The following is a 26,833-nucleotide window of genomic DNA, read 5'->3' as shown; positions in this document are numbered from 1 at the left end:
GCACTTCCTCCGATTCATTCATGAAGAAGACAACACAATCGGGCATATTCAGGCTGAACTTGATTTCATGCTGTATTTGATAGACAAGGGTTATCCGACTGTTGCTCCTGTTCGTTCCAAGAACGGGCATTGGATAGAAACTATCCCAACGGAGAACGGACTATATTACGGAGTCGTTTTTGAGCATGCCCAGGGAATTCATATCCCGCTTGAACAGATGTCAGATCTTCATTTTGAAAACTGGGGTAAATCTCTCGCTTCTCTTCATCATTTATCCGAAACCTATACCCCTGCAACGACAACAAGAAGATGGGACGATGCGCTGACGTTTATCTCGTCAGTATTGCAGCGCTATCCCCGTGAAGCTGAACTTCAGCAACAACTTAACCGATTGCGGGAGCAGTTAGCTGAGTTGCCGACTGGAGAGGGTCATACCGGGCTGATCCATTATGATTTTGAGACTGATAATATCTTCTACATCGCTGAGGAAGCACGGTATTGCGCGATTGATTTCGATGAAACGATGGTTCATTGGTTCATGATGGACGTTACGTCCGCCATTTCCGATCTCCTCGAACAAGATGGTGAAGAAGCCAGACGGAAGATGGAGCACTTTCTTGCTGGGTATAGATCAGTCAAGTTATTAGACGATAAGTACGTGAGCTTACTCCCCGTTTTCCAAAAGTTTGCAGATGTCTATATGTTCGCACGACTTCTCCGTAGTGTTGAGGATATGGATATCCCTAGCCCCCCGGAGTGGGTCACTCGGCTCAAAGATAAGTTGCTGAAGGCATGTGATCGGATACGTGAACGATATCGGTCAATAGTACAACTTAAGCCGATCGATCATAACAATTGGTATCTCTGCACTCAACTTCAAGTTACAGACGAGCAAAAGAACGTTTTCCCTGTCCCAGCTGTGTATTGGCTAGCAGAGTCGGCGTATTGCGGATTTACTCCATTAGCTATGTACGTGGGTGAGCAATTAGTAGGATTTACAGTCTACGCCGTCGATCCCGATGACGGGAGCTACTGGATCATGGCCTATATGATCGATCAAAAGTTCCAACATCAAGGGTTCGGACGATCCGGCATAGGAGAGCTTATTAGCTATATTAAAGGAAAGCACGACTGCGACAAAATCGTGCTTGGTCATCGCCTGGAGAATGAAGCTGCCGCCCGCTTGTACGATTCACTCGGTTTTCAAGAGGTGAGTCGCAATGAACGTGAGGTTATACGAGAATTGAGATTTCCTTAAAACAGAACATTTGGAGGGCACCCCATCCAAATCAATTGTACCGGCCGAGTGTTAGCAACACTCGGCCTTACTCTTGCCCAAGTACAGATTCGCCTGCCCATGTTCCCTAACCCTACGACAAGGCCTATCGCGCAATACGAGACCAACCAAAATGTACAAGCTGACAAGACGTATGTCATGACGGTGCCCTGCAACCTGTTACCCCGGATTTGATTAGCAACGAATACGATCATCAGCGTATAGACCCATCTTAGCTTGACCAGAGGGTTCATGGTTTGTTACCGCGTTTGATTTCACTTAATTTGCGCTCCAACCTCGCGATCACCCCCGAATCAACATCATCAAGCGAATCGATCATGTGGTTTACGACCAAACTTCCGTATTCCTGGATGAGTCCCTGCGACACTTCTCTAGTCTGTTCCATGAGGAACTGCTCTCGACTGCAAGGTGTTGAACTTGGCTACTTGAGCCCGGCCGGTTCCGGTCTGTACCTTTGTAAGATGACCTTTATCCAGCAGGCGGTTCATCACCGTCATCACGGTATTGACCGATACGGGGCTCGCCTGAGACCTACCTTCGCGCCAGGTAATTATTGGAGTAAATAGTTCGTGACGAAAGCCACCCCTTTTGCTAAAATCAGGAGAGATTTTGGGATTTATTAACATCCAAAATTCAAACAAACATTGGGGAGTGCAAAGTTTTGAAAAGACAATTACTACTTTTCACCGTCATCATCATCTTCTGTTGTACATGGAACGTATCACTCACATTTGCCGCATTTCGTGATGTCGATGTGAAACAGTATGCATGGGCGCAGCCGTCCATCGATTTCATGATAGATCGCAAGGTGGTGCAAGGCTTCCCTGACGGCAGTTTTAAACCGGACCAGCCCGTGACGAAGGCGGAATTCACCGTGATGGTTCATCGGCTGTTTCCTCTACTGCGAGAGCCAGAACCCGAGAGTATGCCGGGTGTTCCCCCCGAGCATTGGGCAAGTCGCGAATTTGCAGAGCTTTATAGCACGATCTGGCCTATCTACGCTGCAGATGAGCAGAACTGGAAGAATGAATCCTACACTTATTCTCCAGATAAGAAGATGACACGTTGGGATATGCTGATCGTTTTAAACGCTCTGTTCCCCGAGCTGGACAACCTGGGAGAACTGAGCGGGCAGCCGCTTATGAACATTTTATCCAAGATCAAAGACGTGGAAAAGAAAGTTTTCCGCTCCTTTGAACAATACGAAAGCTGGAATCTAGCCTATTCTCCTCTCGTCCCCATTATAGGGGCCATTCAAGAAAACGATACGGAAATCGAAATCAATCAAGACTTAGAGTGGGTTAAAGCACGGGCGCTTAGTACTTTTCAGACGAGAGGGCTCATGACTGCGGATCATCTAGGCAATTTCTATCCATCGAGGCCTGTCACACGTGCTGAGTTTGTCACTATACTACACCGGCTTTTCAATATTGTGGGAGAGGGTTATACACGCGCAACACCTGAACCGGACCCCTATCCCGATGCAAATCGTGACTTCATCTATCCGAAAAGTTCACACGGAACTGGAGTCAACAATTTATTTTATAACAACGATATTCATTTTATTGCTGTATTCAATGAATCCCCTGAGGGTGAAAAAGTTAAAACCATCAAACTCTGGCTCGAATCTCAACAAATCGTCGATTTCTATGTCACGATTAACAACGAGACCAAGCTATTCACCTATGAGCAGTTAACCGATACTTCCAACAAAGTCACTATGTCTGTGGACGGAATCCCTTACATAGAGATCCAATCGAAAATTAGATTTCCGGAAAAATTAACAGAAAACGGCGATAATAAAGTGATGTTTTACGTGGGGGATATAGATGCCAAGTCCTAGACCTATCGTCAAACTCTACCCCGGCAAGGGTCGGGCGTCTCTCCTACTATTTTAACAAAGCGCGGTAAAATTGACTCGTGCTTGAGAAGCCGAGTCCGTTGGGTTCAATAAGAATGCTCGGGTTAAAGGAGAGAGAAACTGGTATGAAAGTAAAACAAATGATCGCAATCCCTCTTTTATTATTAGGGTTCGCCGGCATCGTACAAGCCTCAAGTATGAATGGAGATTATAACGGAGATCCCATCGTTCGGGTGTTAGTTGGAGGGAACGAACTGAAAGTCGAAGACGCGCCAGCTGTCATCCGTGACGGACGCACCATGGTCCCGCTGTATCTGCTGCGTCAGACCGGCATGTCCGTGAAATGGGATGAGGAGAAGTACAGTGTCGAGCTTACCCTTCCTACTCCTACTCCTACTCCTACTCCAGATGCTTCCACCAACTTAAAAACTTTAAATGCCAAAGCCAAAGAATACAGTGCTAGAAATATTAAGCTGATTCACAATGAATATGGTCCCTACTTACAAGTAGATCTAGAAATAATTTACGATTCGACCAAAGATAACGATCGGATCGTGGCTTTATCAAGCATTTTGACCGACCCATCGGTTGACGTGCTTGTTGTCAATAGTACTCTCAATACAGGCTTTTACAATAATAAAATAGTGAAAATGACTGTCATTCAGCGAGCGGATGCCCTTGCTTTTCAAAATAAGAAATTGGCGGAATACGAATTTATTAAGAAATGGAAAACTTCATCTGTAGATGACAAGACGGATATGTCTTCTCCCCCCAACTTGCCGCAAGAACCTGAGCCTGTACTTGTTCTTCCGAACCCATACCAGGACGCTATATGTAGAAACATTATTGAAACACATCAAAGGAACATCACGAATGCTACGGAAAACTATAATCGCGGCAACAACGGAGCGAATGGATTTGAACAATACTTAAAGACGTTGAAAGAGGGTATGAATACCGCGTTAAAGGAAGCAAATTGTAAGGTGCTGTAAAAAAGCAATAATGGGGTCAATACCAAGACAGGTTGCAACGATGATGTTTGCGGCCTGTCTATGGTTGTTACCAATTACTACGCGTACGAACATGCCTATTTCGTAAAATAACCTCTCAACCTTACTCATGCAAAGTTAGGACCACATTTCCTTTTTTGTGTCCTTTTTCAACATACCTATGAGCCTCGGCCGTTTGATCCAACCGATAGCGTCTATCGATGACCGATTTTATGTTTCCCACCTCAAAAAGCTCTTTGAGGAAGACTAGATTTTCTTTATTCTGCTTTAAGCCTGCGGCCGTAAATATGGCTTTTTTGCTGCCGAACTTGGAAGTCCATAACATTTGAAACATAGTTCCCAGTGCAGGGACAGTGGAGAGATAGATCCCTCTTTGCTTTAGTGAGCCTTTACATTGTGAAAATGAACGCTTGCCTACCGCGTCGAAAATAACGTCATAGGTCTGACCTCCTTTGGTAAAGTCCTCTTGGGTATAATCAATCACCTTATCGGCTCCCAGAGATTTCACCAATGCTAAATTGTTGGTACTGCATACTCCTGTCACTTCTGCCCCGAAGTACCTGGCAAGCTGTACAGCATAAGCACCTACTGCTCCAGAAGCCCCATTAACAAGAACCTTTTGTCCAAGCTGAACATTCGCAGTATCCCTAAGGAAAATCAATGCAGTTAATGCCCCGTCACAAACACCGACGGCTTCTTCATAGGTCGCATTGGCCGGTTTAAGGATCACCGGTTTATCTTCGGGCAAACACATGTACTCGGCATAAGTACCAAAGCTATTCGGACTGATACCAAAAACCTGATCCCCTTTCTTAAATAACTTTACATCTTGGCCTACTGAATCAATTTCCCCAGCTAGCTCAACCCCTAATATCGAATATTTGGGTCTACTGAGACCATATAGAAATCTGATCATAAAGGGGTCTGCCTTTCGAAAGGCACAGTCCGAGGGTGTCACAACTGCCGCATACATTTTGATCCGTACTTCATTGTTCTTAGGAGTAGGTTTTTCTACTTCTTTAAGCTGAAGAACATCCGGCGTTCCGTATTTGGCGCACACGATCGCTTTTATAAGAATTCCTCCTTATTTTCGATAAAGAATACTTCTTGAACATATTCCCTCCTCCTGTATGCTTATACTTACTTCAAGTAAGGTTTTATGTACATAATGTAACTTATACCATACATATTGTCAATTTAAGATTACACGACTAATCTTCTTCCCACCCAATCAAGCGCAGAAAGACCCGCCTTGTCGATACTCGTCGGAGGATCAAGGCGGGTCTTTCTACTTGTATAGAAACTTATTTCACCACGTTCTTCGGCACAAAGGGATCATAGGCTGTGGACGCTCGGATTGGCTGGCCCTATGGATTGGTGCCCTGACCTCGAATTCAGCCTTCCCGTCCAAATGCAGAAGCCCATGCCCACATATGTGAGCCCCCAGAACAGGGCGAATAGCTTGTTGTCTACAATCGGCAGAAACGCACTGAGCAGCATAAGCGCATGCAAGCCCACGATCCAGCGTGGAAACACTCGCGCACGGTAGGTCACGATCGCGAACAATAGCGTCCCTCCCGTCAATCCGATCATGCTCCCCATGCCCGTAATCGTGAGCGCCAGGCTATCCGGCTCTGGTGCGCCAGGCTCCATGACAAAGGTAAGGAACAGCAAGACCGTCGTCAAGATGTTCCCTACAATAATGCCTAGCGCGCTGATGAAGCCAAGCCCCCCGGTCTCCCTCGATTGCACCAGGTAGATGGCAATGGAGCATACCGACATTAAGATGCACGCTGTATAACCGAATACCAATTCGGGAACGCTATCGGTCCCCCAGATGAACGACGACGGCGTCATGCCCATTCGCGCTATCCCTGCCAACAAACAAATCATTCCTAACCATTGCACCACTCTTGTTTCACTCATATGATTCAATCCCTCCAATGTTATTGGCTTTCCTCGATCGATATTCATCATACAAGGGGGGCTATCCCGAGCAACAGAGGATGTATTACCCGAAATGACGGGAAGCTGCAGCATCCCGAATCCGGGAAATCCGGGAATGCAGGCGGGAAATCCACATCGTCCCGTATTCAGGCAAGCGAAGCCTCGTTATAATAGGAGCATGGATAAAATGAGAGTGTACCTACTGGTAGTCGGCGTTTTCTTTGCGGTCACCGCCGCGCTGTACGTCAATTGCATCCCCAGTTATTACCACGAGCTGCTGTCGCAATGCATATCGAGCGGCTGCGGCCTGTCCGTCCCCGCGCTAACCCTGAACCCCGAGGGATTATCCGAGCAGACAATCGCCCTTCTACTTATTTCCATCGATTGCGCGTTCACAGCGGTATTCTATGGCTCGGCGGCGATCTTGTTATGGAAAGGCTCGCGGGAACCGATGGGGCTATTGGCTGCTTTAGCTATGGTAGCATTCGGAACAGCCTTTCCTTCTCTCGTGATGGTAGGCTCGGAGGACGCATCGTTCGCACGGATTTGGTTTCATGGCGTGTCGGCGACGGGGTGGATTTCCATTTCCCTGTTTTGCTTGCTGTTCCCGAACGGTCGCTTCGTACCGGCATGGTCGCGGTTCGCGATGGGTGTGATCGTCATTGTGGACATCGCAAACTTCTTTTATAGGGGCAACGCTTGGGAGGAGCTCCGGCTGCCGACTTTTCTCCAGTTCGCCTGGTACCTGTCGACAGTGACGCTGCTTATCTATGCTCAATCTTACCGGTTCAGGCGCATGTCCTCGCCCGAGCAGCGCCAGCAGACCAAGTGGGTCGTCTATGGCGTGGTCGTAAGCTTCGTCGGCTTCGCACTGATCAGCCTTTTGTTCGACCCGAGCATCTACAAGGGTACAGCTACGAGTTTTATTTATTTAAATACCGCTTTGCATCTGTGCCTATCCGCCATTCCGGTGACGTTGACGCTGGCTGTACTGAGGCGGCGCCTATGGGACATCAACCCGCTCGTCAACAGGACGCTCGTCTATGGGGCGTTGACCATCTGTGTCGTCCTGCTGTACACCGCGGTCGTGCTCTACTTGGGCCGACTCTTTGACACTTGGAATCATTTCGTCGTCTCGCTGATCGCGACAGGACTGGTCGCTGCTGTCTTCGCTCCGATCAAGGAATGGCTGCAGCGTCAAGTGAACCGGATGCTGAAGGGTCGCCACGATGACCCCTATGCCGTCTTATTGGAGATGGGCAGCCAACTGATGAAGCCCATAGCGCCTGATGCGATGCTGACGGCCATCGCGGCGCAGGTCAAGGATGCCCTTCGTTTGCCGTATGCGGGTATTTCGATCGGTATCGAAGGGCAGGAGACGATCATAGCCGAAGCCGGGTCCCGAAGAGACGAGCAGGACTTGCATGCTTTTCCGATTATTTACCACGGTCAGACATTGGGTACCCTTTATGCCGCTAGCCGATCGGCTGGGGAAACCTTCTCTTCTGAGGACCATATTTTCTTGGAGGTTTTACTTCGCCAAGCCGGGCCGCTCGTCCATAATGCGGATATGCTGCAGGGAATGAGGCGCTTGGCTGAAGACCTGCAGGAGTCACGGGAGAAGCTCGTGCTCGCCCGGGAGGAGGAGCGCCGGCTGATCCGCAACAATCTGCATGACGATCTCGCTCCGAGATTGGCGGCGATAGCCTTGAATGCCACGATAGCCCGCAAATACGTAGAAAAAGACCCTGCAGTTGCCGTTGACATGCTTGACGAGCTGAGCCGTGTGATTCGCGCGACGGTCGAAGACATCCGTTCCCTAGTCAACGACCTGCGTCCGCCCGCTCTGGATCAGCTAGGCTTGATCGGCGCGATTCGGACCCGCATGGAAGAGATGTCCAGACCGGCACAGTGGATGCTTGGCGAGGCAGGCAAGGAGTCGCTTCAGTTCCAGATCGAAGCTCCTCCGATGCTTCCGGCCCTTCGGGCTGCCGTGGAAGTAGCCGCCTATCGAATCGTCACGGAATCGATGGTCAATGTCGTCAAGCATGCAGAGGCTACGGTGTGCAAAGTGCGGTTATCCCTCACCAGGGCCAATCAACTGTTCCTAGAAATATCAGACGACGGTGTTGGGACCGGGGGGAGCCAAGCAGCGCTCGGCATTTCCGGCGGCATCGGCTTGCTCTCCATGCGAGAGCGGGCTGCCGAGATCGGCGGGGAATGCGGAGTCGAGCGACCAGCCTCAGGCGGCACGCGGGTTTGGGCAGTTTTGCCTTTAGAGTAAGGGTGACGAAGGAGGATGAAACGGATGAGAATCGTAATTGCCGAAGATCACCCGATGTTCCGAAACGGTGTGCGAAGCTTGCTCGCGCTGACCGATGACCTGGAGGTTGTCGGGGAAGCCTCCAATGGTGAAGAGGCCATCCGGCGGGCCGAAGAACTGAAGCCGGATCTTATGCTTATGGATATACGCTTGCCTGTCCTAAACGGCATCGAAGCGACTCAAACGATCAAGGAGCGGTTCCCTGCCATCGAGATCTTGATGCTCACTATGTATCGGGACGATCAGTCTGTCTTTACCGCGATGCGAGTCGGGGCCAAAGGCTATGTGCTGAAGGACGCGGAAGAGGAAGAACTGCTGCAAGCCATCCGCATGGTCGGTACCGGGCGGGCCGTATTCAGTACGGAGATCGCAGCGCGCATGATGCATTACTTCTCCTCCCCTGCCCCGACGGTCGTAATGAACCCGCAGTCCGAAGAAACAGCGGTTCCGGGAATCAGCGGTTCCGGGCTGTCGGGTGTTCCTGCCTTCGCCGAATTGACCCGGCGTGAGGCGGAAATCCTGGCGGGCATCGCTAGCGGAGATACGAATGCCCAGATTGCCGCGCGGCTTCAGATCAGCGGCAAAACCGTCGCCAACAATGTGTCGACCATCCTCAATAAGCTGCAAGTCATCGACCGCCACGAGGCCCGCAAGCTCGTCCAGCAATCACGGCATTGACGGCTTGGACAGCTATCGAACTAATGTATAGTATGCTTGACATTATGAATATTTTATATTACATTATGTACATATCACCTTACTTAGAGTATAGGGGAACGTACAGGAGGCACAACCATGACCTATCAAGAAAAGAAGAGCATCGTATCGTTGATCAGCACCATACTCATTTTCGGATCTTATTGCTTGTACATGTATCCCCAGTACCCCAAAGGGGGGCAGGAGTTGACGGAAACCTTTCACTATTGGGGTTCCTTCGTCCTCATCCTGACTTTGATTTCAATCGTCGCACATATCATTATCAGCATTATTTTTAACATCGTCTTTAGAATAACGACCCGAGAAAAGGAACCAACATTTGCGGATGAACTGGATAAGCTCATCGATTTGAAAGCGACCCGAAATTCTTTTTATGTATTTATCGTCGGCTTTCTTCTTGCCATGGGATCGCTGGTCGTCGATCAGCCGTCACAGGTGTTGTTCATAATCCTGATCGCCTCCGGATTCATCTCCGATGTGACCGGCTCCGTTACGAAACTTTATCACTATCGGAGAGGAGTCTAATATGAGCAAAAATCTTGTCAGCAATCACATCCGAAAATTACGATTCAATCATAACGAAATGACCCAGCAGCAGTTGGCTGACAAGGTGGGCGTAACAAGACAAACCATCGTGGCCCTAGAAAAGGGAAACTATTCTCCGTCTCTGGAACTGGCTTTTCGCATTGCTCTAGCCTTCAACTTACCTTTGGAGGAGGTGTTCTTTTATGGGGTTGAAAATGAATTCTAACCGAAAAACCGCAATCATTGTGGGAGTCCTATTCATACTTGCGACGGTTTCGTCAATTATAGGTGTTACTTTATACGATCCTATTCTAAATGGTCCCGATTACCTTATTAAAGGTTCTGAAAATGCAAATCAGGTGATACTGGGAGCGCTTATGGAGTTAATTCTTGTCTGTTCGGCTATTGGCACTTCGATTATGATGTTTCCAATATTAAGGAAGTACAATGAAAGTATAGCTCTTGGGTATGTTTGCTTAAGGTTTCTTGAAGCCGTAATYATTATTGTCGGAATAATCAGTGTATTATCCCTATTGACCTTAAGTCAGGATTTTGTAAAAGCAGCTGATCCGAATGCATCCTCTTATCAAACTTCAGGTACATTATTAAAAGCCGTACATGACTGGACCTTTATGCTAGGGCCTAATTTCATGCTAGGTATAAATACGATGATGTGCAGTTATTTACTCTATAAATCAAAACTCGTTCCCCGATTTATATCACTCATGGGTCTTACCGGAGCAACACTCATTTTTATTGCAGCCTTGTTAGAAATGTTCGGTATCATCCTTCAACTTTCAACATGGGGAGCCGTTTTGGCGATTCCGGTAGCCTTATATGAAATGATTCTAGCGGTATGGCTTATCGTAAAAGGATTCCATTTATCGAAGGAGGAATACTTATTAAAGCAATTGTAGCAACAAAATACGGATCACCGGAGGTTCTTGAGCTCAAAGAGGTCGAAAAACCTACGCCCAAAGACAATGAAATATTGGTAAAAGTGCATGTGACAACCGTAAACGTCGGCGATTGTAGAATGCGAAGTTTTACGGTCCCCCCGATGTTCTGGCTGCCCGGTAGAATCGCTTTAGGTTTCAGAAAACCAAGAAATCCGATATTCGGGATGGAACTAGCCGGTGAAGTTGAAGCAGTCGGCAAAGATGTAACACGGTTCAAGGTAGGTGACCCGATTTTTGCATCGACCTTCAAGGTGAATTTTGGTGCCCACGCCGAGTACAAATGTCTGCCCGAGGATGGGGTAGTGGTAACCAAACCGAACCATTTGACCTATGAGGAAGCCGCTACTCTTCCTATTGGAGCAAACACTGCTCTGTATTTTCTCAAAAAAGGCAACATCCAGCCCGGAAAAAAAGTCCTCATCAATGGTGCTTCGGGAAGTGTAGGCACGTTTGCGGTACAGCTTGCCAAGTACTTTGGGGCGGAAGTGACCGGGGTATGCAGTACTGCGAATTTAGAAATGGTGAAATCTCTAGGAGCCGATAAGGTACTAGACTATACCCAAGTGGATTTTACCAAAAACGGTCAGACCTACGATATTATTTTTGATACGGTAGGCAAGACTACGCTATCACAATGTAAAAACTCGCTGAAGAACAATGGATATTATCTTCATACGGGGATGACGGGGTCCGAGTTTAAAGGGCTGTGGTATTCGATGACAACAGACAAGAAAGTCATCGGTGGGACAGCAGTCACCCGAAAAGAAGATCTAGTTTTTCTCAAAGAGCTTACTGAGACGGGCCGGCTGAAACCAGTTATTGATCGCTGCTATCCGCTGGAGCAAATGATCGAGGCGCACCGGTATGTCGATCAAGGTCGCAAAAAAGGAAATGTAGTCATAGCTTTGAACCATAATAACAAAATCTAACAAAACGTTGCGCCTGACCGCTACACTTATCATGATAAATTTCTGCTAATTCTATCTGCGTCTACGCAAGCCAATTGCTCCGAAGGAATTCTTGCTCTTGCTCCGTACTGTTTGCAGAACAACCCAAAGAGGGCGCAACAGGTCACTTGCTCCTAACCTGTCACAGCCCCCAAACCCGCGTCTCACGCAGCCTCTCGGCTCTTACTCTTCCCACGCAGCAATCGGGTTCTCTGCATAACTAATCCAATCGCTCCAGCTTCTTATCCCTCCACGAACCCCTATGAGTAGGGGTTCCGAGCAGCGCGGCGGGAATGCCGTAGACGACGGGGCTGATGAAACAATACCGTTTGAGCCAAGGCGAGGCATCCACCTGTGGCTAGGCCAAGTCAAACGGAACGCCAACAAAAGGCCAAGTGAAGCAGGGTAACACCCCGAGGGGTTGGATGTCACTTACTCTATTGTTTGCAGGTTGTTGAACGGTTGTTTGCAAGCCATCACAATTGAATATTAGCGGTACCCGGAAGCGTTCGCTGGTTTACCTGCATCCTGTACTTCTACGATATACCGCCAGGCATCTGGCTGTGAACCGTCAAGATCATAAAAATCGTATACTTGTGCGAGTTCGCCGCTCGATACGGATTGGCCGTTCCAGCGGGCAACCTCCGGGTCGCCTGCCAGTGCGGCAATGGCACGCCCTACAAATCGCGGCGTCTCCGAGATTATAAAATGCGGTTCCTTCTCAAGAGCATCGCGCCAGTTGTCTTCCCGAACGCCGAAGAGTTCGAGCATAATCTCGGAACGCATCCAGCCCGGTGTAACTGCTACGGCAGTGCATTGATGCGGCTGAAGCTCACGGGCCAGCGAATGGGCCATGCGAATAACGGACATTTTCGCCAAATCGTAGAACAGCGACAGCCGGTAGTTCCGATTGTTGTACGCCGCCGTGCCGTCCGTCATCTCCACTAGAAGCCCGTTCCCACTCCGGATTAGCAGGGGCAGCGCGAAATGGCTCGTAATGACATGTGTGTCAATCGCAAGCCGGAGCATGCGAAGCCCGCCTTCCAGCGAATGCTCCCATATCGGCACGTTCCATTGTATCAGATGCTCTGCTCCCCAAATATCGTTGACAAGCACGTCCAGTCGCCCCTGCTCGCTCTCAATGCGTGCAATTAGAGCTCTAACCTGATCGGGATCAAGATGATCCGCTGGAACCGCTATACCTCTGCCCCCCGCACGACTTACAAGTTCAGCGGTTTCTTCAATTGTTTCAGGACGATTGTACTCGGAGCGTTGTGTTCTTGTCGTGCGTCCAGTCACATAAACGGTCGCTCCTGCTGCTCCTAATTCAATAGCTATTCCTCGACCAGCGCCGCGTGTTGCACCTGCTACCAAGGCTACTTTTCCGTCTAATCGTTTTATGATCTGTTACAACTCCTTTCATTGATTGTTCCTCTATTATAGAGTCCCATTATGACAGGAGATGTCATATTAAAAACTTGCAAAGATAGTTTTTCAACTATGCTGCCCCTTAGCGCAATAATTTCATAGAATGAACTGTTGAAACCAGGAGGATTATTGATTTCTGCAACACCATGCGTGGGAGAAAAGATATTTCTAAGAAACTTGTTATTCTTTGCAGATAGAGTTGGGTTAGTGCCGACTATAAGATCACTTAAAATACGCAATTTAATCGATACAATTGAGGAAGGGAATTTTTCAATTGTTGAATCGGATTGCTTGAAGAAAAGTTCTCAGGAATATTTCATTGTTGCTAGGAAGATTTGATATGTTACCAAGGACCGTTTCACCAAATATTTCGCCGTTACTTATGTACGGTTCAGCGCGCTGTCGATATCGGCAAGTTTTAGGGCCATCCTTTGCGGGATGGCCTTTCTTTAATCTGATGCCGTGAAATGGAATTTATTTTAATTGTGTTGACCTTATACTGTTTATTTAATATACTGTTTATAAACATTACAGTTTATATCATAAACAGTAAGGAGAGAATCATAATGAAGACTACAAAAATGGCCGACGCTATTCAAGCAGGCGACAAACAGGCCGGCCGCAAGGAATGGATCGCACTTATCGTCTTATGTCTCCCGCTGATGGTCGTATCGATGGACGTATCCGTCTTGTTCTTCGCCGCACCCGCGATTGCTGTGGAGTTGCATCCCACTGCGACCCAACAATTGTGGATTTTCGACGTTTACGGATTCATTCTCGGAGGTCTGCTGCTGACCATGGGCGCGGTCGGCGATCGGGTCGGACGTCGGCGATTGCTCATGATGGGCGCGGTGGGATTCGCCCTGAGTTCAGTGTTCGCGGCGTACGCCCAGACGGCCGATGCTTTGATTCTGGCCCGCGGTATTTTGGGGGTTGCCGGCTCGACCCTCATGCCCTCGACGCTGGCCCTCGTTCGTACGATGTTCCATGACCCGACGCAGCGGGCTAAAGCGTTGTCGGTTTGGAGCGCCGTCATGGCTAGCGGTGTCACCATCGGGCCGATTATCGGAGGCTTGCTCCTCGATTCCTTCTCCTGGGGTGCGGTGTTCCTCATTAATATCCCGGCCATGGCGCTGCTGCTGATCATCGCGCCATTCCTGCTACCGGAGTCCCGAAGCACCGTACGTATGCGAATCGACGCGTTCAGTTCGATCCTTGCTCTCGCTGCCATCCTGCCCGTTACTTACGGTGTCAAGACACTCGCCGAACATGGCTGGGCCATGATGCCTGCCGTTCTGCTTGCAGCAGGCTTGCTTTTCGGAATCGTATTCGTTCGGCGCCAGTTGAAGATCCCAAACTCTCTGATCGATATCCGTGCATTGATGGAGCGGCGAATCGGCGGTTCGATCTTCGTTAACCTGATTGCTACGTTCACCCTCATGGCGAGCGCATTGGTCACTACCCAATTCCTCCAGTCGGTTCTCGGGTACTCCCCGTTCGTCGCGTCCCTTTGGAGCGTGCTGCCTTCGGTTGCCGTTGGGGCAGCGGCACCGATTGCCGCCAAGTTGTCGTTAACGTACGGGAGGCCTCGCGTTATGGCCGGAGGCATACTACTGTCGGCGATTGGATTCGGCGTACTGACTCAAGTGCAACTCGAAGGCTTCCTACCACTTACCGTCGTCCTTGTTGGAGCCGGATTGGTCGCGGCGGGAATCGTTTCCGCTATGACCCTCGTCACCGATTATGTCGTGGGTGTTACTTCGGCCGACCGCGCGGGAGCCGTAGGAGGCCTCATCGAGACTTCCAGCGAGCTCGGGGGCGCCTTCGGCATCGCACTTCTCGGCTGTGTACTCGCGGCCGTCTACCGCAATGCCATATCGCCTCTTCTGCCCTCGAACCTCGCGCCGGAAGCAGCCCAATCGGCCGGGCAGACCATTGCCGGAGCGTCCGCCGCCGCGCAGCATTTGCCGGCCGATGCAGCATCCCAAGTGATAAATGCCTCTCAGGAAGCTTTCATGATAGCCATGCATGTCACCTGTCTCGTCGCCGGCGTCATCCTGTTGCTTACCGCTGCAGCCACTTTGGTCCTGCTCCGTGAGAAGAAGGCGGCCGCTAGTATCGCCGCGTAACATCAAATCACGAACAAAAAAGGCTATTTCAGGTGATCCAACCTTGAAATAGCCTTCTTGTTGTTTCGCGAAGTAGCTTTATTTGTACGTTGTGCCGCTCTTTTTTCGATTCAAATATTGTTCGATCCCGTCCAGAATCCGCTCCAATCCGAATTCCATGTCGTTGCCAACGGTGTCCTCACTTTCGTTCTCACCGGTATAGGCGCCGGACATGACTAGCGGATGCAGGTTCGGGTATTGTTCCGGCTTGACTAGAACTTGTAACGCCGCCGAATAATTGAGCCCGCTGAACTCTTCCTCGCTGGAACCGGCCTGAATCGCACGATCGATATCCCTCTGGAGCATCCCGCAAGAACGGGCGTAGCTACTCAGTAACAGAACGATGGACATTTTCTCGTAATCGTTCAGATGCATGTCCCGCAGAGGCCGGAGCGCCCAATCCACGATGCGCAGATTATTTGGCGCAATTGGAATGCCGAAGATCGGGATGTCTGCATACCACGGATGATCGCGAAAAACCCCTATCGAGCCCATCACGTACTCACGTATGCTCTCCCGCCATTCATGTGGAGGTCTCTCCGGCGGCAAAGGAATATCGCATGCAGCATCCTGCATAAGGAGCAGCAGGTCGTCCTTGCTCGGAAGGTAGCGGTAGAGGGACATCGCAGAGAAGCCGAGCTCCGCCGCGACCCGGTTCATCGAGACGGCGGCGAGGCCGTCCTTGTCCGCGATTCCGATCGCCTTCTTCACGATTTGATCGATGGTCATCTCCCGTTTAGGCCCGCGCTGCGGCGGCTTCACCAATCCCCAGCCGATCGCTGCGCCTGGCGGAAGCAATTTTGCCGCATCCTCCGGCGTGATGTCGTTTCTATGCATCCGATCTACCTCTCCTTAGTCGTTCGTAGCGGCCTTAGAATCGCTTGCATATGCGAAGCCGTCTTACACAAAAGTGTTTACCGCATAAACAGTATATCAAGAAGAAGTAAGATCGGAAAGGATAGGAACGAGACGCGATGGATCGGAGTCGCTTTCCAGCCCAAAACCGTGCCGCTCAACACTACTTTGCAGGCTCCCACGAGTTTTCCCTAAAAACTTGCCCTTATTTAGGGTACATCACCTTGCACCATCCGCTTGATTACTACTTTGCCTTGTTTCTTCGTGCCAAGAAAACGGAGGGTTTTAAGCCCCGGACGCTGAGCGACCACGAAAGTCACTACCGCTACCTGCAACGTTGGTTGGCCAAAAAGTATCCGACGCTCAAGCTGGAGGAACTGACCGCCGACCATATTCGCCAGTACGTCGGGTACATGCTAACCGAACAAACGCTGTACGACGAACACCCGACGTTGCAAGCGCACAACACCCGTTATGAATTTATATCTTACTTTTCAAACAAAGTACCTAACTTAAAATATTACCTTGACACTCATAGTAGTATGTCGTATTATACAGATGCGGGGGTGATATTATGAGCGAGAACAAAATTACATCCGACCTGCTGCGCGGACATACCGATACGATGATTTTACGGCTCTTATCCGAAGCTGACCGCTACGGGTACGAGATTGTCAAGCTGATTGCCGAGCGCTCGGGTGGTGAGTATGAATTAAAGGAGGCCACGATGTACTCCAGCGTCCGGCGGCTTGAGGTGGACGGTGATATCGAGTGGTATTGGGGCGATGAATCTCAAGGTGGACGGCGTAAATATTTTAGGATTACCGAAAAGGGTAAGGCTGCTTACGACCGCAACAAAAGCAACTGGGAGTACGCAAAGCGCGTACTTGAAAACTTATTATAAGGAGATTGGATACCATGAATGAGAAATTGACCAACTATTTGAACAGCGTTTTCGCACCATACGATGGGGTAAAAAGCGTCACCGAATTAAAGACAGACCTGCTCTCCGATTTGCAAGAGCGGTTCCGTGAACTCAAAGCCGAAGGCAAGGACGATGAAACAGCTTTTAAGATGACCATTGAAAGCATCGGCGACATTGAGGAAACGGTACAAGAGGTCGCTAACCTCTCCCGCTCGCTGGAGCGGCAGGTGGTAACAAACTTTAGCGGAAGCAATCTACCTAAGAGCGACTTTGCTGGTGTTATTGCGCATAAAGGGAAATTTTCAGGGAGCGCACTGCGAGGATCCGACTTTTCGAACGCTGACTTGACCGGCAGCACGTTTGCGGGCAGCGATGTCCGTGAAGCCAATTTCGACAGCGCAAACCTAACCGACTGCAACTTTTCTGCTCTAGACCTTTCGGATGCGAGCTTCAATAAATCAATTCTAGTCCGTACCAACTACAAATCGGCGGGCCTAGTAGGCGCAAAATTTATAGGCTCAAAATTGACAGATGTCAGGCTGAACACGACTGACCTTAGAAAAACAATTTTCGATAACTGTATCTTTGACGGCGTGGACTTCGAATATTCCGATCTGACAGGTCTGTGTTTTGACGGGCAAACCTTTATCGGTGTCAAGTTTGGCAAGGCGGCGCTGAACAAAGTTTCGTTTAGAGGCGCGACACTTAAGAATGTGTCTTTCCTTCCGGGGTTTACGTTGTCTAAGAAATATTACCGTGCCATCAAAACCATCTGCTTTGACGGCGCAATGATGGATAAGTTGACCTATGCTTCGCTCAAAGGCATAGATGCCGATTTGTCAAAGGTTACAGTCCGATAAGGAGGAAGAAACATGCAAACTAAATCCATTCAAGTGACTGGGCTGCAAAAGTCCTACAAGCAGCTTCAAGTCCTAAAGGGCGTAGATTTCGAGGTGGAAAAGGGCAGTATTTTCGCCCTGCTCGGCTCTAACGGGGCGGGCAAGACAACGGTTGTCAAAATCCTCACCACGCTGCTCAAACCAGACAGTGGAACCGCCACCATAAACGGATTCGATGTTGCTTCAAATCCTGAGAATGTGCGGCAGGCGATCAGTCTGACTGGTCAATTTGCCGCCGTGGACGAGATTTTAACCGGACGGGAAAATCTTATCATGATTGCCAAGCTACGATACCTCAAAAATCCGCGCCAGGTTGCGGACGACTTGCTTATACGCTTCGGCCTGACAGATGCCGCCGACCGCAAGGTGTCTACTTATTCGGGTGGTATGCGCCGCAGGCTCGACATCGCCTTGAGCCTAGTGGGAAAACCGCAGATCATTTTCCTCGACGAGCCGACCACTGGACTTGACCCCGAGTCGCGTATCGAGGTATGGAAGACTGTCAAGGAGCTTGCCGACGGCGGCACGACGGTACTCCTGACCACGCAGTATTTAGAGGAAGCTGAGCAGCTTGCCGACCGAATTGCCATTTTGCACGAGGGTAGAATTATTGCGGGCGGCACGCTTTCGGAGCTAAAAAAGCTGTTCCCATCCACAACGGTGGAGTATGTTGAAAAACAGCCGACCTTGGAGGAGATATTCCTCTCCATCGTCGGCAAAAAGGAGGGAAAGTAAATGGAAGCGACAAAGAAACACTTTTTCAGCGATTTGAGTGTTATGCTAGGACGTTCCATGCGCCATATTTCCCGCAGTATGGACACCATCTTCACGGTCTGCATCACTCCGATTGCGATGATGCTGCTGTTCGTCTATGTGTTTGGCGGCGCAATCCAAACCGGTACGGATAACTATGTGAACTACCTGTTGCCCGGTATCCTGCTGATTGCGATTGCAAGCGGTATATCCTATACGGCTTACCGCCTGTTTTTGGATAAGCAAAGGGGCATAATTGAGCGATTTCACACCATGCCGATTGCGCGTTCCGCCGTGCTGTGGGGGCACGTGCTGACCTCGGTGGTATCCAACGTCATTTCTATTGTCGTCATCATTCTCGTAGCGCTCATTATGGGCTTTCGCTCGTCGGCGGGGGTACTGTCTTGGCTTGCCGTAGTCGGTATACTCGTGCTGTTTACGCTGGCATTAACTTGGGTCGCGGCGATTGCCGGACTGTCCGCAACATCGGTGGAAGGTGCAAGCGCGTTTTCCTATCCCCTTATCTTCCTGCCGTTTATCAGCTCGGCATTTGTGCCGACCGAGTCGATGCCGTCAGTCGTCCGTGCCTTTGCTGAAAACCAGCCGGTGACCTCGATTGTGGAAGCCATCCGTGCGTTGCTGTCAGGTCAGCCGGTAGGCAATGATATATGGGTCGCTCTTGCGTGGTGCGTTGGGATTTTGCTCGTAGCCTATTTCTTTGCAATGAGGGTGTATAAAAAGCGAGTGTGAAAAAAAGATCAGCTTTTTCTATATTGAACAACAGAGAAGACAAAAATACGAGTGTCATTATAAACACTTATACCGGGCTTACATCAAGAGGGTATTTATCCGAGTTATCGTGCTATGGGTCGCTCATGTTGAAAAAATGTCATATAGTATGGATTTGAGGAATGTGTGGAAAGAAAACCTGCATGAGCTAGGCATTGTGGAACGTATCAATCAATGGTGAAGTAAGTAGGAACCGCCTTCGGCGGTTCCTTTTCTTATTGCATGGAAATCCTGTACAAATGGCAGTGTTATGATGTAAATCCAGCCATGCCCTATTTGCTCAGCTGCATTCTCTGTTTTTTGGTGTTGCTTTTAAGCTGTATCTGACGTATCTGTTCCGTCTGGGCCATCGACAAGATCCACCAAGCCGATACCAATTGTGGTGATCGCCACTGCCTTCCCCAGCTTCATTGCGCCTTCTTTAAGTAGCACTTTATCGTTTTCTTTGATGCCTGTCACCATATCTTTCCCGCTTTCGACCACGTATTCGATCCCATGGCCAACACCTTTAACAGTTGTAGTTACAGCATCTCCAAACTCGTCGATTCCCGTCTTCGCTTGACGTTTATCCGCCGTTAACAAGCCTGCGCCTACATCCCATACGCCACTCGCTGCTTGCCCTGCGATTYCACCCGTCTTGGCCGTTACTCTTTCTACATCATTACCGATCTCTTTAATGTAATTGCTATTAACAAGCTCACCAGCAACTCGCACAGTACCTCCAAGCACTTTACCTGTCACATCGCCCGCCAGCTTCCCAATGCCTTTCAGAAAATCCATCTGAAGCACCTCTGTATCTTCAATTTTTTTATATATCGACTGTTGACTCACTTCGTTTAGACATTATTATATATTAGTACCAGTATTAACAAGAACAGACCTGCGGCTTTATTTGAACCGGACTTTAGTCGGGGGAAAGGTAATCCATTAATCGCGAAGGAGAGATCGGATCTCCGGTCGTGGTTAACGCTATTTGTTCTGTCCTTTTCGGCTTTTTGACTTGATCCAAGATTCCGGTTATTTTTGTGATCGTTTCGACCATTTGCGAATTCGCAATGGATTTCAAGTCGATAGCCCCATTATTGATTTTCTCCAGGTAGCCGTTAATCTCTTTCATCAGCGTCTCATTATAGCTTATCAACTGTTCGTGAATTCCCTTGGCAATGCAGGGGCTTGAATAGGTTGTTGCTTGATCGACATATTCCAATGAATTGTTCACGCCATCGAATAAAGAGCATCCCGGCAGCAAGCAGATTGCAAGCATTACGAGCAGAAATCGCAATCGCATTATTGTGCTCAAGAAGATCGCTCCGCTATATAAATATGGCGGTCAGACCGGAAATTTCCTCGTTCCGAGAGCTCGTGAGACAGTTAAAAGAGCCGAAAAATCAGGCATGGCGTAACTTTATTGGCGTACCCAATATTTCGAAAGTGCCAGCTCATAGTAGCCTGAGCACGCTGCGATTGCCCGAATCAAAGCACTTGCGCGTGCGAGAAAACCTATTCGGATTCAGATGCCACTTGCGGCGTGCAAAGAACAAAAGCGAACCAGAACAAGTTTTGCCATCTGCTGCTGCCAATCATGACTGCGCCCTTCCTAGTGAATAACCTATATGTAAAATAAACTTGACAAAGGATCTAGTTTTAATTATATTTTGTATAGTTTTGTTTACATTTTGTGAATTATACTTTAATTAGGAGGTCAATATGTCCTATCAAGAAAAAAAAATTTTTGTTTCCATCATCAGCAGTATACTCATCTTCACCCTCTACACTTTATACGCGATAAAAAATGCCGAGGAAGGCAGCATCACTTCGGCCAGCGACTTCAGTTTTTGGGGTTCCTTCATTCTGGTGCTGCTCCCGGTGTCGATTGTAGCTAAGGTTATCATTCATATCGTGTTTGTCATCTTCAATAAGATCGCCACGAATGAAGATGAGCCTTCTTTTGAAGATGAGTTTGATAAGATCATCGAGTTGAAGGCAGACCGGATTTCGCTTTATGTGTTTTTCCTCGGGTTTATATTATCCATGGTTCCGCTCGTTACGGATCTTCCAACTTACTTAACGTTTCTTGTGTTGATCTTCTTCGGTTTTTTATCCGATCTTCTGGGACGTATCGCCCAATTATATTTTTATAGAAAAGGAGTTTAACATGGGAAAGGATGCGATCAGCAATCATATACGGAATCTTCGCTTTCATCATAACGAGATGACCCAGCAGCAATTAGCAGATAAGGCTGGGGTCACCAGACAAACGATTTTTGCTATCGAGAAGGGGAATTATTCACCTTCATTGGAGTTGGCTTTTCGCATCGCGCGTGTTTTCGGAAAGTCCATCGAAGAGGTCTTTCAATATGATGATAAGCAATGAAACGTGGATAAAACTGGGGAGTGAAATTCGCAACGGCCGGATTGATTAATCGGCAATACCCACTGGACCAAGCGGCTGAAGCTCATCGATATGCCGATATCGGTCGTAAAAGAGGAAATGTCATCATCGCTACTTCTTTGACCTCTTAATTCGCACGTCCCGCAAACATCCGCCAAGGGTAGGTATTATAAGGAGGTTAATTATGTTGAGGAAGAGTACAAATTCAGGTAGAAGGTCTGCAGTAATTACTGGGGTGTTATTAATAGCCGGGTTGGTTACAGGTATATTTAGTGTTGTTCCTGTTATAGATGGAGCAGACTACCTTGTCAAGGCTTCTACAAATGAAAACCAGGTACTAATAGGAGCGTTTTTCCAGTTGTTAATGGTTGTTACATATGTTGGTATTCCTATTTTGATGTATCCGATTTTAAGTAAGCATAATAAAGGTTTAGCTCTTGGATCTGTTGCTTTCGGCATCATTGCGGGTGTGTTCATTATTATTGGTGTAATCATTCTTCTGTTACTATTGACATTAAGCCACGAATTTGCAAAAGTTGGAATTCTGAATGTTTCGTATTTTGAGGCCCTGGGTGGATTGTTACGGGAAGGACGTGATTTGGTGAACCATGTGGCAACGACACTGGCATTTGTTTTGGCTATGTTCTTGTTTAACTGCATATTTTACCAAATAAAATTAGTTCCACGTTGGTTGTCAGTTTCGGGTCTTATTGGGTCTACATTGTCCATATTGGCAAGCTTATTATTTATGATTCGCTTCATCGGTCTAGATGCAACCTACATGATGTTGAACATTCCAATAGCCTTTCAACAATTGGTTTTGGCTATATGGCTAATCATTAAAGGATTCAACCGGGCGGATCAGGATTCTGTATCCAATTAAGATGAATGCTCTAGAAAAGAAGGTGTAACTGAAATGAATAAATCAGAACGTTTTTGGGAAAGAACAGCAAGTAAATATGATCAAATAGAGATGAAGGATGAACAGACTTACACCAATATAATAAATAAAACGAAAACGCATCTCAAAATAAGCGACATTGTTTTGGATTACGGCTGTGGGACTGGATTGATATCAAATGAAATTACAGAATATGTGAAAGGGATTTATGCGATTGATACATCTTCTAATATGATAGAAATTGCAGAAAAAAAGGCAAAAGAGCGAAACATTGCAAATATAAACTATGCTCATACGACCATTTTTGATGAAAGGTATAAGAAAGGCTCATTTGATGTCATTCTGGTCTTTCATGTTCTGCATTTGTTGGAAGATGAACATATCGTTCTACAAAGAATTAATGAACTGTTGAAACCAGGAGGATTATTGATTTCTGCAACACCATGCGTGGGAGAAAAGATATTTCTAAGAAACATGATATTGTTTGCAAGTAGGGTTGGTTTAGTACCGAAGATAAAAGCATYTAATATACGCAATTTAGTCGATACAATTGAGGGAGGGAATTTGTCAATTGTCGAATCGGATTGCTTGAAGAAAAGTTCTCAGGAATATTTCATTGTTGCCAAGAAGATTTGATAGGTTACAAAGAACCGTTTCACCGAGTATGATCTTAAACTATGGTGCCCGTTAGTACAGCGACGATCATTTAAATAATTGATCTATACCTTGTCCGCTTGGATTCCCAGATTGAGCCAAGGGGAAGTATCCACCTGTGGCTGGTCGAGCCGAACGGAACGCCAACAAAAGGCCAAGTGAAGCAAGGTAGCACCCCAGACGGAGTAGGCGCAATGCTGTTGTTTGCAGGTTGTTGGCGGTTGTTTGCAATGCTCTGCATTTTAGCAGCAGCTGAATGATCGTTATCCGTTGATTGAACGAACTCCATTGAAATACGGAAAGAAAGTTACTTTGTTAAAATGCGCATTAGAACGCTCACGTTCGGCATCCCGTACTTTTCTTCCCCTACATCCTGCATGAGAAGACTGTTGATGATATAAAAATACCAAGAAAGCAACTCTCGAGGATCTCCTGGAGAGAAATCGCCCGCTTGTTGTCCTTTGGTGCAAATGGGAACCAGCCTGTCGATCAGCTCATCGGCGGAATGCCGTTCAAGAGCTTGCATAGCCTTTTCAGGGATTCCTTCTTCTTTTCGCGCCCTAAGAATCAGCATGAACGCGTATTTGTTACTCTCTGTAAGCATGCCTTGGGTCAAGGTTTCGATCTGTTCAATGGCCGTTCCGGGCAAGAGATGAATATTTTCGAATTCCTTCCCCGCTTCTTCCATCAGCTCTTGAACAATTTCGGAGTATAGTTCGTCTTTGGATTTGAAGTAGCGATAAATCAGGCCTTCGCTGATCCCAGCCTTCATGGCGATCATGCTCGTTTTCGTTCCCGCGAACCCGCGGCGCGCAAAAATTTCTGTGGCAGTATGCTTAATTTGTTGTTTGCGATCGTCGCGGATTCGATTGAGTTGTTGCTTGCTAGGTGGGGACAATGTACGTCAAACTCCGATCATCTAGGTTTATTTCGATTGTACCATAATCGATCAATTTGTATTGCCTTACGATTGGTTATCTGGCGCGAAAGCCAGCGGGCATACCCGGTTGATCAGTTCCTCGAGGAATTGGTCCGGTCGGGCAAAACACGCCAGATGGCCGGCATTCTTAATAAGCGCAAATTCCTTGTGAGGAGCTTCGATTTCATCGAAGTACGCTTTGGCAGGTACAGTTGGCGTGAAAATATCGGTATCACCTTGAAAAACAAAGAACGGAAGTTCAAAACGCTTCCCGATCATGCGGAAATCAAAGGTCACTAATTCGTCGAATAGGTGCTCCAAGGAAAAGTGCATTCCCTTAAAGATATCGATAAGGTCGCGGAATTTGTGGTCCGGGGACGACAGCATGGACGGAAGAATAAGATCCATAATCATATTGGGAACCGTATGTTTGGATTTGACTATATGCTGGTTCATTTGTTCGAAGTCTTTGCGGCTCCATTTGGCGGGGTCCGGACCCATTTTCTCAACCAATTGAACACCCTTTGTACGGCCGGAAGCACGAAGAGTCTTCAACGTTAACTGGTATGAAACCTGTAGAGATTCGGAGGCATTCTGATCGGTTCCGACATACGCATAATAGAGAGATGGGCTGCGTCGCGCCATCATCGCACCGATCAGGCTGCCTGCGGAGCTGCCGATGAGGATCACTTTTGAATGTCCGAGTTTATGGAGCACGTAATTAGTCACTTCGATCCCGTCCTGAGCGAGACGTTCAAACGTGAGGACTCCGCTTCCTTCTTTGCCGTTCTTGCGATACGTCTTCCCGGCTCCACGCTGATCCCAATGAACGATGGTGAAGTGCTTTTCCCACGAACGCAACAGCGGACTGAAGATGGAATATGGAGAAGCCGGCCCCCCGTGGACAAATAGCAAGACGGGATTATGGCGATCTTCACCGCGAATCGTTATCCATTGTTCGATACCTCCGATAGGAACAAATCGGCCTTCAACAATTCCGTTCGGCGTATTGTTGATAAGTTTACGAGCGTTCTTCCGTCGGTTGAAACTCCGAAAAACCAAGTCAGGTAATATGTTTGTTTTGCTCACAATGCATTTCTCCTTGTTGTATAATTATGAGTGAGCAACTCACTCATTTATAAAGATAGCTCCATTTTTTGAATCTGTCAACGACATGTATTAGATTCATGAAAACAACCACCTGTTCCGACTGCCGAACTATGGCTGGCTCCGGGGGGTCCTGCAACTTCTTTCTCCGACCTCATGTTTGTCTGCTCCCTCTAGTTCAGCGATGATTATCTAACATAATTGTTCAATACCTTGTCCGTTTTAATTTCCAAAATTTCATTTTGAGAGGAGCGATTCAAATGCCCACGGCAACAGCAACACGCGAACGGTTGACTCCCGCCGCGATCACCTTGCACCATCCGCTTGATTTCCAGCTTCTTTTCCCCCCACGAATCCCTATGCTCGTATAGTTCCAACGTTAAAAAGTAKGGGTTCCGATCAGCGCGGCGGGAATGTTTCGGAGGACATGTCAGYGCCCGTGTGCAACGGCCTCCCTTGGCTACGAACGGATCGCCAACAAAAGGCCAAGTGAAGCAGGTAGCACCCGGAGGGGGATGGGCTGCGATACTGTTGTTTGCAAATTGTTGGCGCTTGTTTGCAATAAGGTCGCCAGAATGGAATACACCTTAAAAAAATAACAAACTTTACTATTTATTGTTTACTTTATGAATAGACAAATATATAATATGACTATAGAATAACAAAAAATAGTTGATCCTGATTTTCGGTGACATGCCGAGAGCAAACGATAATATAAGCTTGCCGTCCTCGTGACAACCAAGCAGCATAGGAGGATCATCACATGGAAGACAAGGAAATACATTACTCTACCGGCGCTGTCCAAGGCGTCCTCCAATTCCAGTACCAAATCTCATGCCAACTTCTCGACATCCATCTGAACGGTCTTGAAGATGGCGAATATTATTGGAGACCTGCTTCGATAGGGCTTCATCTGGTAAATGAATTGGGGGACTGGCGTGCAGATTGGCCAGAATCGGAGGGGTATGAGATTGGGCCGGCAAGCATTGCCTGGTTGACGTGGCATATTATTTTCTGGTGGTCCATGGTTCTCGACCATTCATTCGGGAACGGAACATTGAAGCGCGAGAATATACGTTGCCCCGGCAGCGCAAAAGAAGCGGTAAATAAAATTCTTCAATTAAAAAAGAAATGGGAAGCTTCAGTGGACCAACTGTCGGATAATGAACTGAATGGCTGCACTCGAACAAAATGGCCCTTCAACGACAAGCCATTCTATGAGTTGTCCGCCTGGCTCAATCTTGAGCTCATGAAAAATGCCGCCGAAATAGGATATTGTCGGTTTCTTTATGCTTCCCGAAAAGAAGAAAACGCCAGACAATAAGTATGGCAAGCCCCGCCTACCGCGTGATTCCACCGGCTTAATCCTTCGGCTTCACACTACCCGATAGCAAGACACACGATTTCATTTAAACCACCTGTCACAGCTGCAGAATGATGGCTGGCTCCGGGGTTCC

At 47.9% G+C, this 26,833-nt stretch carries 29 protein-coding genes; 20 read left to right on the top strand and 9 right to left on the bottom strand.

The window, feature by feature from the left end; genetic code table 11:
- The coding region (locus AC1DWB_RS18680) for a GNAT family N-acetyltransferase (protein WP_477542594.1) at window positions 1-1,258 on the top strand (1,258 nt) is incomplete at its 5' end.
- Between the two features lie 268 nt (window positions 1,259-1,526).
- Here AC1DWB_RS18680 and AC1DWB_RS18675 read toward each other — a convergent pair.
- Window positions 1,527-1,682: a hypothetical protein gene (locus AC1DWB_RS18675; RefSeq protein WP_477542593.1), complete on the bottom strand. Its 156-nt coding sequence runs from the start codon at window positions 1,680-1,682 to the stop codon at window positions 1,527-1,529.
- 276 nt (window positions 1,683-1,958) lie between these two features.
- Here AC1DWB_RS18675 and AC1DWB_RS18670 point away from each other — a divergent pair, with 276 nt between their 5' ends.
- Both AC1DWB_RS18670 and AC1DWB_RS18665 read left to right on the top strand, forming a co-directional pair.
- Entirely contained in the window at window positions 1,959-3,140 is a 1,182-nt protein-coding gene (locus tag AC1DWB_RS18670) for an S-layer homology domain-containing protein (protein ID WP_477542592.1), read from the top strand.
- 143 nt (window positions 3,141-3,283) lie between these two features.
- A complete protein-coding gene (locus tag AC1DWB_RS18665) occupies window positions 3,284-4,150 on the top strand; it encodes a stalk domain-containing protein (RefSeq protein WP_477542591.1) in 867 nt (288 codons plus the stop codon).
- A 121-nt stretch (window positions 4,151-4,271) separates the two neighbouring features.
- Here the strand turns inward: AC1DWB_RS18665 and AC1DWB_RS18660 are convergent, their stop codons facing one another.
- Together AC1DWB_RS18660 and AC1DWB_RS18655 are read right to left on the bottom strand one after the other, a co-directional pair.
- Window positions 4,272-5,240 carry an NAD(P)-dependent alcohol dehydrogenase gene (locus AC1DWB_RS18660; protein WP_477542599.1) on the bottom strand — a complete coding sequence of 323 codons (969 nt, stop codon included), beginning with the start codon at window positions 5,238-5,240 and terminating at the stop codon, window positions 4,272-4,274.
- A 263-nt stretch (window positions 5,241-5,503) separates the two neighbouring features.
- The gene (locus tag AC1DWB_RS18655) at window positions 5,504-6,094 is read right to left on the bottom strand and encodes a hypothetical protein (RefSeq protein ID WP_477542590.1); all 591 of its coding nucleotides are present in this window, start codon (window positions 6,092-6,094) and stop codon (window positions 5,504-5,506) included.
- Between the two features lie 208 nt (window positions 6,095-6,302).
- Here AC1DWB_RS18655 and AC1DWB_RS18650 point away from each other — a divergent pair, with 208 nt between their 5' ends.
- From AC1DWB_RS18650 to AC1DWB_RS18625, 6 genes are all read left to right on the top strand, one after another.
- Complete coding sequence (locus AC1DWB_RS18650) at window positions 6,303-8,399, top strand: GAF domain-containing sensor histidine kinase (RefSeq protein ID WP_477542589.1); 2,097 nt, start codon at window positions 6,303-6,305, stop codon at window positions 8,397-8,399.
- A 24-nt stretch (window positions 8,400-8,423) separates the two neighbouring features.
- Window positions 8,424-9,116, top strand: a complete 693-nt coding sequence (locus AC1DWB_RS18645) for a response regulator transcription factor (RefSeq protein ID WP_477542588.1) — start codon at window positions 8,424-8,426, stop codon at window positions 9,114-9,116.
- A 117-nt stretch (window positions 9,117-9,233) separates the two neighbouring features.
- Window positions 9,234-9,680: a hypothetical protein gene (locus AC1DWB_RS18640; RefSeq protein WP_477542587.1), complete on the top strand. Its 447-nt coding sequence runs from the start codon at window positions 9,234-9,236 to the stop codon at window positions 9,678-9,680.
- A gap of 1 nt (window position 9,681) precedes the next feature.
- Window positions 9,682-9,906: a helix-turn-helix transcriptional regulator gene (locus AC1DWB_RS18635; RefSeq protein ID WP_477542586.1), complete on the top strand. Its 225-nt coding sequence runs from the start codon at window positions 9,682-9,684 to the stop codon at window positions 9,904-9,906.
- Window positions 9,884-10,597: a DUF4386 domain-containing protein gene (locus tag AC1DWB_RS18630; RefSeq protein WP_477542585.1), complete on the top strand. Its 714-nt coding sequence runs from the start codon at window positions 9,884-9,886 to the stop codon at window positions 10,595-10,597. The genes AC1DWB_RS18635 and AC1DWB_RS18630 overlap by 23 nt, the downstream gene beginning before the upstream one ends.
- Window positions 10,582-11,568 carry an NAD(P)-dependent alcohol dehydrogenase gene (locus tag AC1DWB_RS18625; RefSeq protein WP_477542598.1) on the top strand — a complete coding sequence of 329 codons (987 nt, stop codon included), beginning with the start codon at window positions 10,582-10,584 and terminating at the stop codon, window positions 11,566-11,568. The genes AC1DWB_RS18630 and AC1DWB_RS18625 overlap by 16 nt, the downstream gene beginning before the upstream one ends.
- A 507-nt stretch (window positions 11,569-12,075) precedes the next feature.
- Here the strand turns inward: AC1DWB_RS18625 and AC1DWB_RS18620 are convergent.
- A complete protein-coding gene (locus AC1DWB_RS18620; protein WP_477542597.1) occupies window positions 12,076-12,987 on the bottom strand; it encodes an SDR family oxidoreductase in 912 nt (303 codons plus the stop codon).
- 593 nt (window positions 12,988-13,580) lie between these two features.
- Between AC1DWB_RS18620 and AC1DWB_RS18615 the strand changes: the two genes are divergently transcribed.
- Entirely contained in the window at window positions 13,581-15,143 is a 1,563-nt protein-coding gene (locus AC1DWB_RS18615; protein ID WP_477542584.1) for an MFS transporter, read from the top strand.
- A gap of 78 nt (window positions 15,144-15,221) precedes the next feature.
- Here the strand turns inward: AC1DWB_RS18615 and AC1DWB_RS18610 are convergent, their stop codons facing one another.
- Window positions 15,222-16,019 (bottom strand): TetR/AcrR family transcriptional regulator, encoded by a 798-nt coding sequence (locus AC1DWB_RS18610; protein WP_477542583.1) that lies wholly within the window; start codon window positions 16,017-16,019, stop codon window positions 15,222-15,224.
- A gap of 137 nt (window positions 16,020-16,156) precedes the next feature.
- Here AC1DWB_RS18610 and AC1DWB_RS18605 point away from each other — a divergent pair, with 137 nt between their 5' ends.
- From AC1DWB_RS18605 to AC1DWB_RS18585, 5 genes are read left to right on the top strand one after another with little or no spacing between them, the layout of a single operon-like run.
- The gene (locus AC1DWB_RS18605) at window positions 16,157-16,615 is read left to right on the top strand and encodes a hypothetical protein (protein WP_477542582.1); all 459 of its coding nucleotides are present in this window, start codon (window positions 16,157-16,159) and stop codon (window positions 16,613-16,615) included.
- The gene (locus tag AC1DWB_RS18600) at window positions 16,612-16,941 is read left to right on the top strand and encodes a PadR family transcriptional regulator (RefSeq protein ID WP_477542581.1); all 330 of its coding nucleotides are present in this window, start codon (window positions 16,612-16,614) and stop codon (window positions 16,939-16,941) included. The genes AC1DWB_RS18605 and AC1DWB_RS18600 overlap by 4 nt, the downstream gene beginning before the upstream one ends.
- 14 nt (window positions 16,942-16,955) lie before the next feature.
- Window positions 16,956-17,822: a pentapeptide repeat-containing protein gene (locus AC1DWB_RS18595; protein WP_477542580.1), complete on the top strand. Its 867-nt coding sequence runs from the start codon at window positions 16,956-16,958 to the stop codon at window positions 17,820-17,822.
- A gap of 12 nt (window positions 17,823-17,834) precedes the next feature.
- A complete protein-coding gene (locus AC1DWB_RS18590) occupies window positions 17,835-18,596 on the top strand; it encodes an ABC transporter ATP-binding protein (protein ID WP_477542579.1) in 762 nt (253 codons plus the stop codon).
- Window positions 18,597-19,364, top strand: coding sequence for an ABC transporter permease (locus AC1DWB_RS18585; protein ID WP_477542578.1), 768 nt, complete (start codon window positions 18,597-18,599; stop codon window positions 19,362-19,364).
- 351 nt (window positions 19,365-19,715) lie between these two features.
- On the opposite strand, the gene AC1DWB_RS18580 is transcribed toward AC1DWB_RS18585, so the two are convergent.
- Window positions 19,716-20,183 (bottom strand): hypothetical protein, encoded by a 468-nt coding sequence (locus AC1DWB_RS18580; RefSeq protein WP_477542577.1) that lies wholly within the window; start codon window positions 20,181-20,183, stop codon window positions 19,716-19,718.
- Between the two features lie 124 nt (window positions 20,184-20,307).
- Window positions 20,308-20,703 (bottom strand): DUF6376 family protein, encoded by a 396-nt coding sequence (locus tag AC1DWB_RS18575; RefSeq protein ID WP_477542576.1) that lies wholly within the window; start codon window positions 20,701-20,703, stop codon window positions 20,308-20,310.
- 407 nt (window positions 20,704-21,110) lie between these two features.
- Here AC1DWB_RS18575 and AC1DWB_RS18570 point away from each other — a divergent pair, with 407 nt between their 5' ends.
- From AC1DWB_RS18570 to AC1DWB_RS18555, 4 genes are all read left to right on the top strand, one after another.
- Complete coding sequence (locus AC1DWB_RS18570; RefSeq protein ID WP_477542575.1) at window positions 21,111-21,557, top strand: hypothetical protein; 447 nt, start codon at window positions 21,111-21,113, stop codon at window positions 21,555-21,557.
- A 1-nt stretch (window position 21,558) separates the two neighbouring features.
- The gene (locus AC1DWB_RS18565) at window positions 21,559-21,777 is read left to right on the top strand and encodes a helix-turn-helix transcriptional regulator (RefSeq protein WP_477542574.1); all 219 of its coding nucleotides are present in this window, start codon (window positions 21,559-21,561) and stop codon (window positions 21,775-21,777) included.
- A 202-nt stretch (window positions 21,778-21,979) separates the two neighbouring features.
- Window positions 21,980-22,678 carry a DUF4386 domain-containing protein gene (locus AC1DWB_RS18560; RefSeq protein ID WP_477542573.1) on the top strand — a complete coding sequence of 233 codons (699 nt, stop codon included), beginning with the start codon at window positions 21,980-21,982 and terminating at the stop codon, window positions 22,676-22,678.
- A gap of 33 nt (window positions 22,679-22,711) precedes the next feature.
- Window positions 22,712-23,332, top strand: a complete 621-nt coding sequence (locus AC1DWB_RS18555) for a class I SAM-dependent methyltransferase (protein ID WP_477542572.1) — start codon at window positions 22,712-22,714, stop codon at window positions 23,330-23,332.
- A 325-nt stretch (window positions 23,333-23,657) separates the two neighbouring features.
- On the opposite strand, the gene AC1DWB_RS18550 is transcribed toward AC1DWB_RS18555, so the two are convergent.
- Window positions 23,658-24,248 (bottom strand): TetR/AcrR family transcriptional regulator, encoded by a 591-nt coding sequence (locus tag AC1DWB_RS18550; protein WP_477542571.1) that lies wholly within the window; start codon window positions 24,246-24,248, stop codon window positions 23,658-23,660.
- 66 nt (window positions 24,249-24,314) lie between these two features.
- Entirely contained in the window at window positions 24,315-25,358 is a 1,044-nt protein-coding gene (locus AC1DWB_RS18545; protein ID WP_477542570.1) for an alpha/beta fold hydrolase, read from the bottom strand.
- 781 nt (window positions 25,359-26,139) lie between these two features.
- Here AC1DWB_RS18545 and AC1DWB_RS18540 point away from each other — a divergent pair.
- On the top strand, window positions 26,140-26,700 hold the full coding sequence (locus AC1DWB_RS18540) for a DinB family protein (RefSeq protein WP_477542569.1): 561 nt from the start codon (window positions 26,140-26,142) through the stop codon (window positions 26,698-26,700).
- Window positions 26,701-26,833 lie beyond the last annotated feature (133 nt).

This window comes from Paenibacillus sp. P4_E11 (assembly GCF_056401635.1).
The sequence above is the reverse complement of the archived record's forward strand: the minus strand, read 5'-3'. Positions and strand labels throughout refer to the sequence as shown.

Excerpts from the sequence above, each read along its gene's own strand:
- AC1DWB_RS18675 (WP_477542593.1), bottom strand. The coding sequence starts at position 1,682 with ATGGAACAGACTAGAGAAGTGTCGCAGGGACTCATCCAGGAATACGGA.
- AC1DWB_RS18665 (WP_477542591.1), top strand. The coding sequence starts at position 3,284 with ATGAAAGTAAAACAAATGATCGCAATCCCTCTTTTATTATTAGGGTTC.
- AC1DWB_RS18655 (WP_477542590.1), bottom strand. The coding sequence starts at position 6,094 with ATGAGTGAAACAAGAGTGGTGCAATGGTTAGGAATGATTTGTTTGTTG.
- AC1DWB_RS18650 (WP_477542589.1), top strand. The coding sequence starts at position 6,303 with ATGAGAGTGTACCTACTGGTAGTCGGCGTTTTCTTTGCGGTCACCGCC.
- AC1DWB_RS18645 (WP_477542588.1), top strand. The coding sequence starts at position 8,424 with ATGAGAATCGTAATTGCCGAAGATCACCCGATGTTCCGAAACGGTGTG.
- AC1DWB_RS18640 (WP_477542587.1), top strand. The coding sequence starts at position 9,234 with ATGACCTATCAAGAAAAGAAGAGCATCGTATCGTTGATCAGCACCATA.
- AC1DWB_RS18635 (WP_477542586.1), top strand. The coding sequence starts at position 9,682 with ATGAGCAAAAATCTTGTCAGCAATCACATCCGAAAATTACGATTCAAT.
- AC1DWB_RS18615 (WP_477542584.1), top strand. The coding sequence starts at position 13,581 with ATGAAGACTACAAAAATGGCCGACGCTATTCAAGCAGGCGACAAACAG.
- AC1DWB_RS18610 (WP_477542583.1), bottom strand. The coding sequence starts at position 16,019 with ATGCATAGAAACGACATCACGCCGGAGGATGCGGCAAAATTGCTTCCG.
- AC1DWB_RS18605 (WP_477542582.1), top strand. The coding sequence starts at position 16,157 with ATGGATCGGAGTCGCTTTCCAGCCCAAAACCGTGCCGCTCAACACTAC.
- AC1DWB_RS18600 (WP_477542581.1), top strand. The coding sequence starts at position 16,612 with ATGAGCGAGAACAAAATTACATCCGACCTGCTGCGCGGACATACCGAT.
- AC1DWB_RS18595 (WP_477542580.1), top strand. The coding sequence starts at position 16,956 with ATGAATGAGAAATTGACCAACTATTTGAACAGCGTTTTCGCACCATAC.
- AC1DWB_RS18590 (WP_477542579.1), top strand. The coding sequence starts at position 17,835 with ATGCAAACTAAATCCATTCAAGTGACTGGGCTGCAAAAGTCCTACAAG.
- AC1DWB_RS18585 (WP_477542578.1), top strand. The coding sequence starts at position 18,597 with ATGGAAGCGACAAAGAAACACTTTTTCAGCGATTTGAGTGTTATGCTA.
- AC1DWB_RS18570 (WP_477542575.1), top strand. The coding sequence starts at position 21,111 with ATGTCCTATCAAGAAAAAAAAATTTTTGTTTCCATCATCAGCAGTATA.
- AC1DWB_RS18565 (WP_477542574.1), top strand. The coding sequence starts at position 21,559 with ATGGGAAAGGATGCGATCAGCAATCATATACGGAATCTTCGCTTTCAT.
- AC1DWB_RS18560 (WP_477542573.1), top strand. The coding sequence starts at position 21,980 with ATGTTGAGGAAGAGTACAAATTCAGGTAGAAGGTCTGCAGTAATTACT.
- AC1DWB_RS18540 (WP_477542569.1), top strand. The coding sequence starts at position 26,140 with ATGGAAGACAAGGAAATACATTACTCTACCGGCGCTGTCCAAGGCGTC.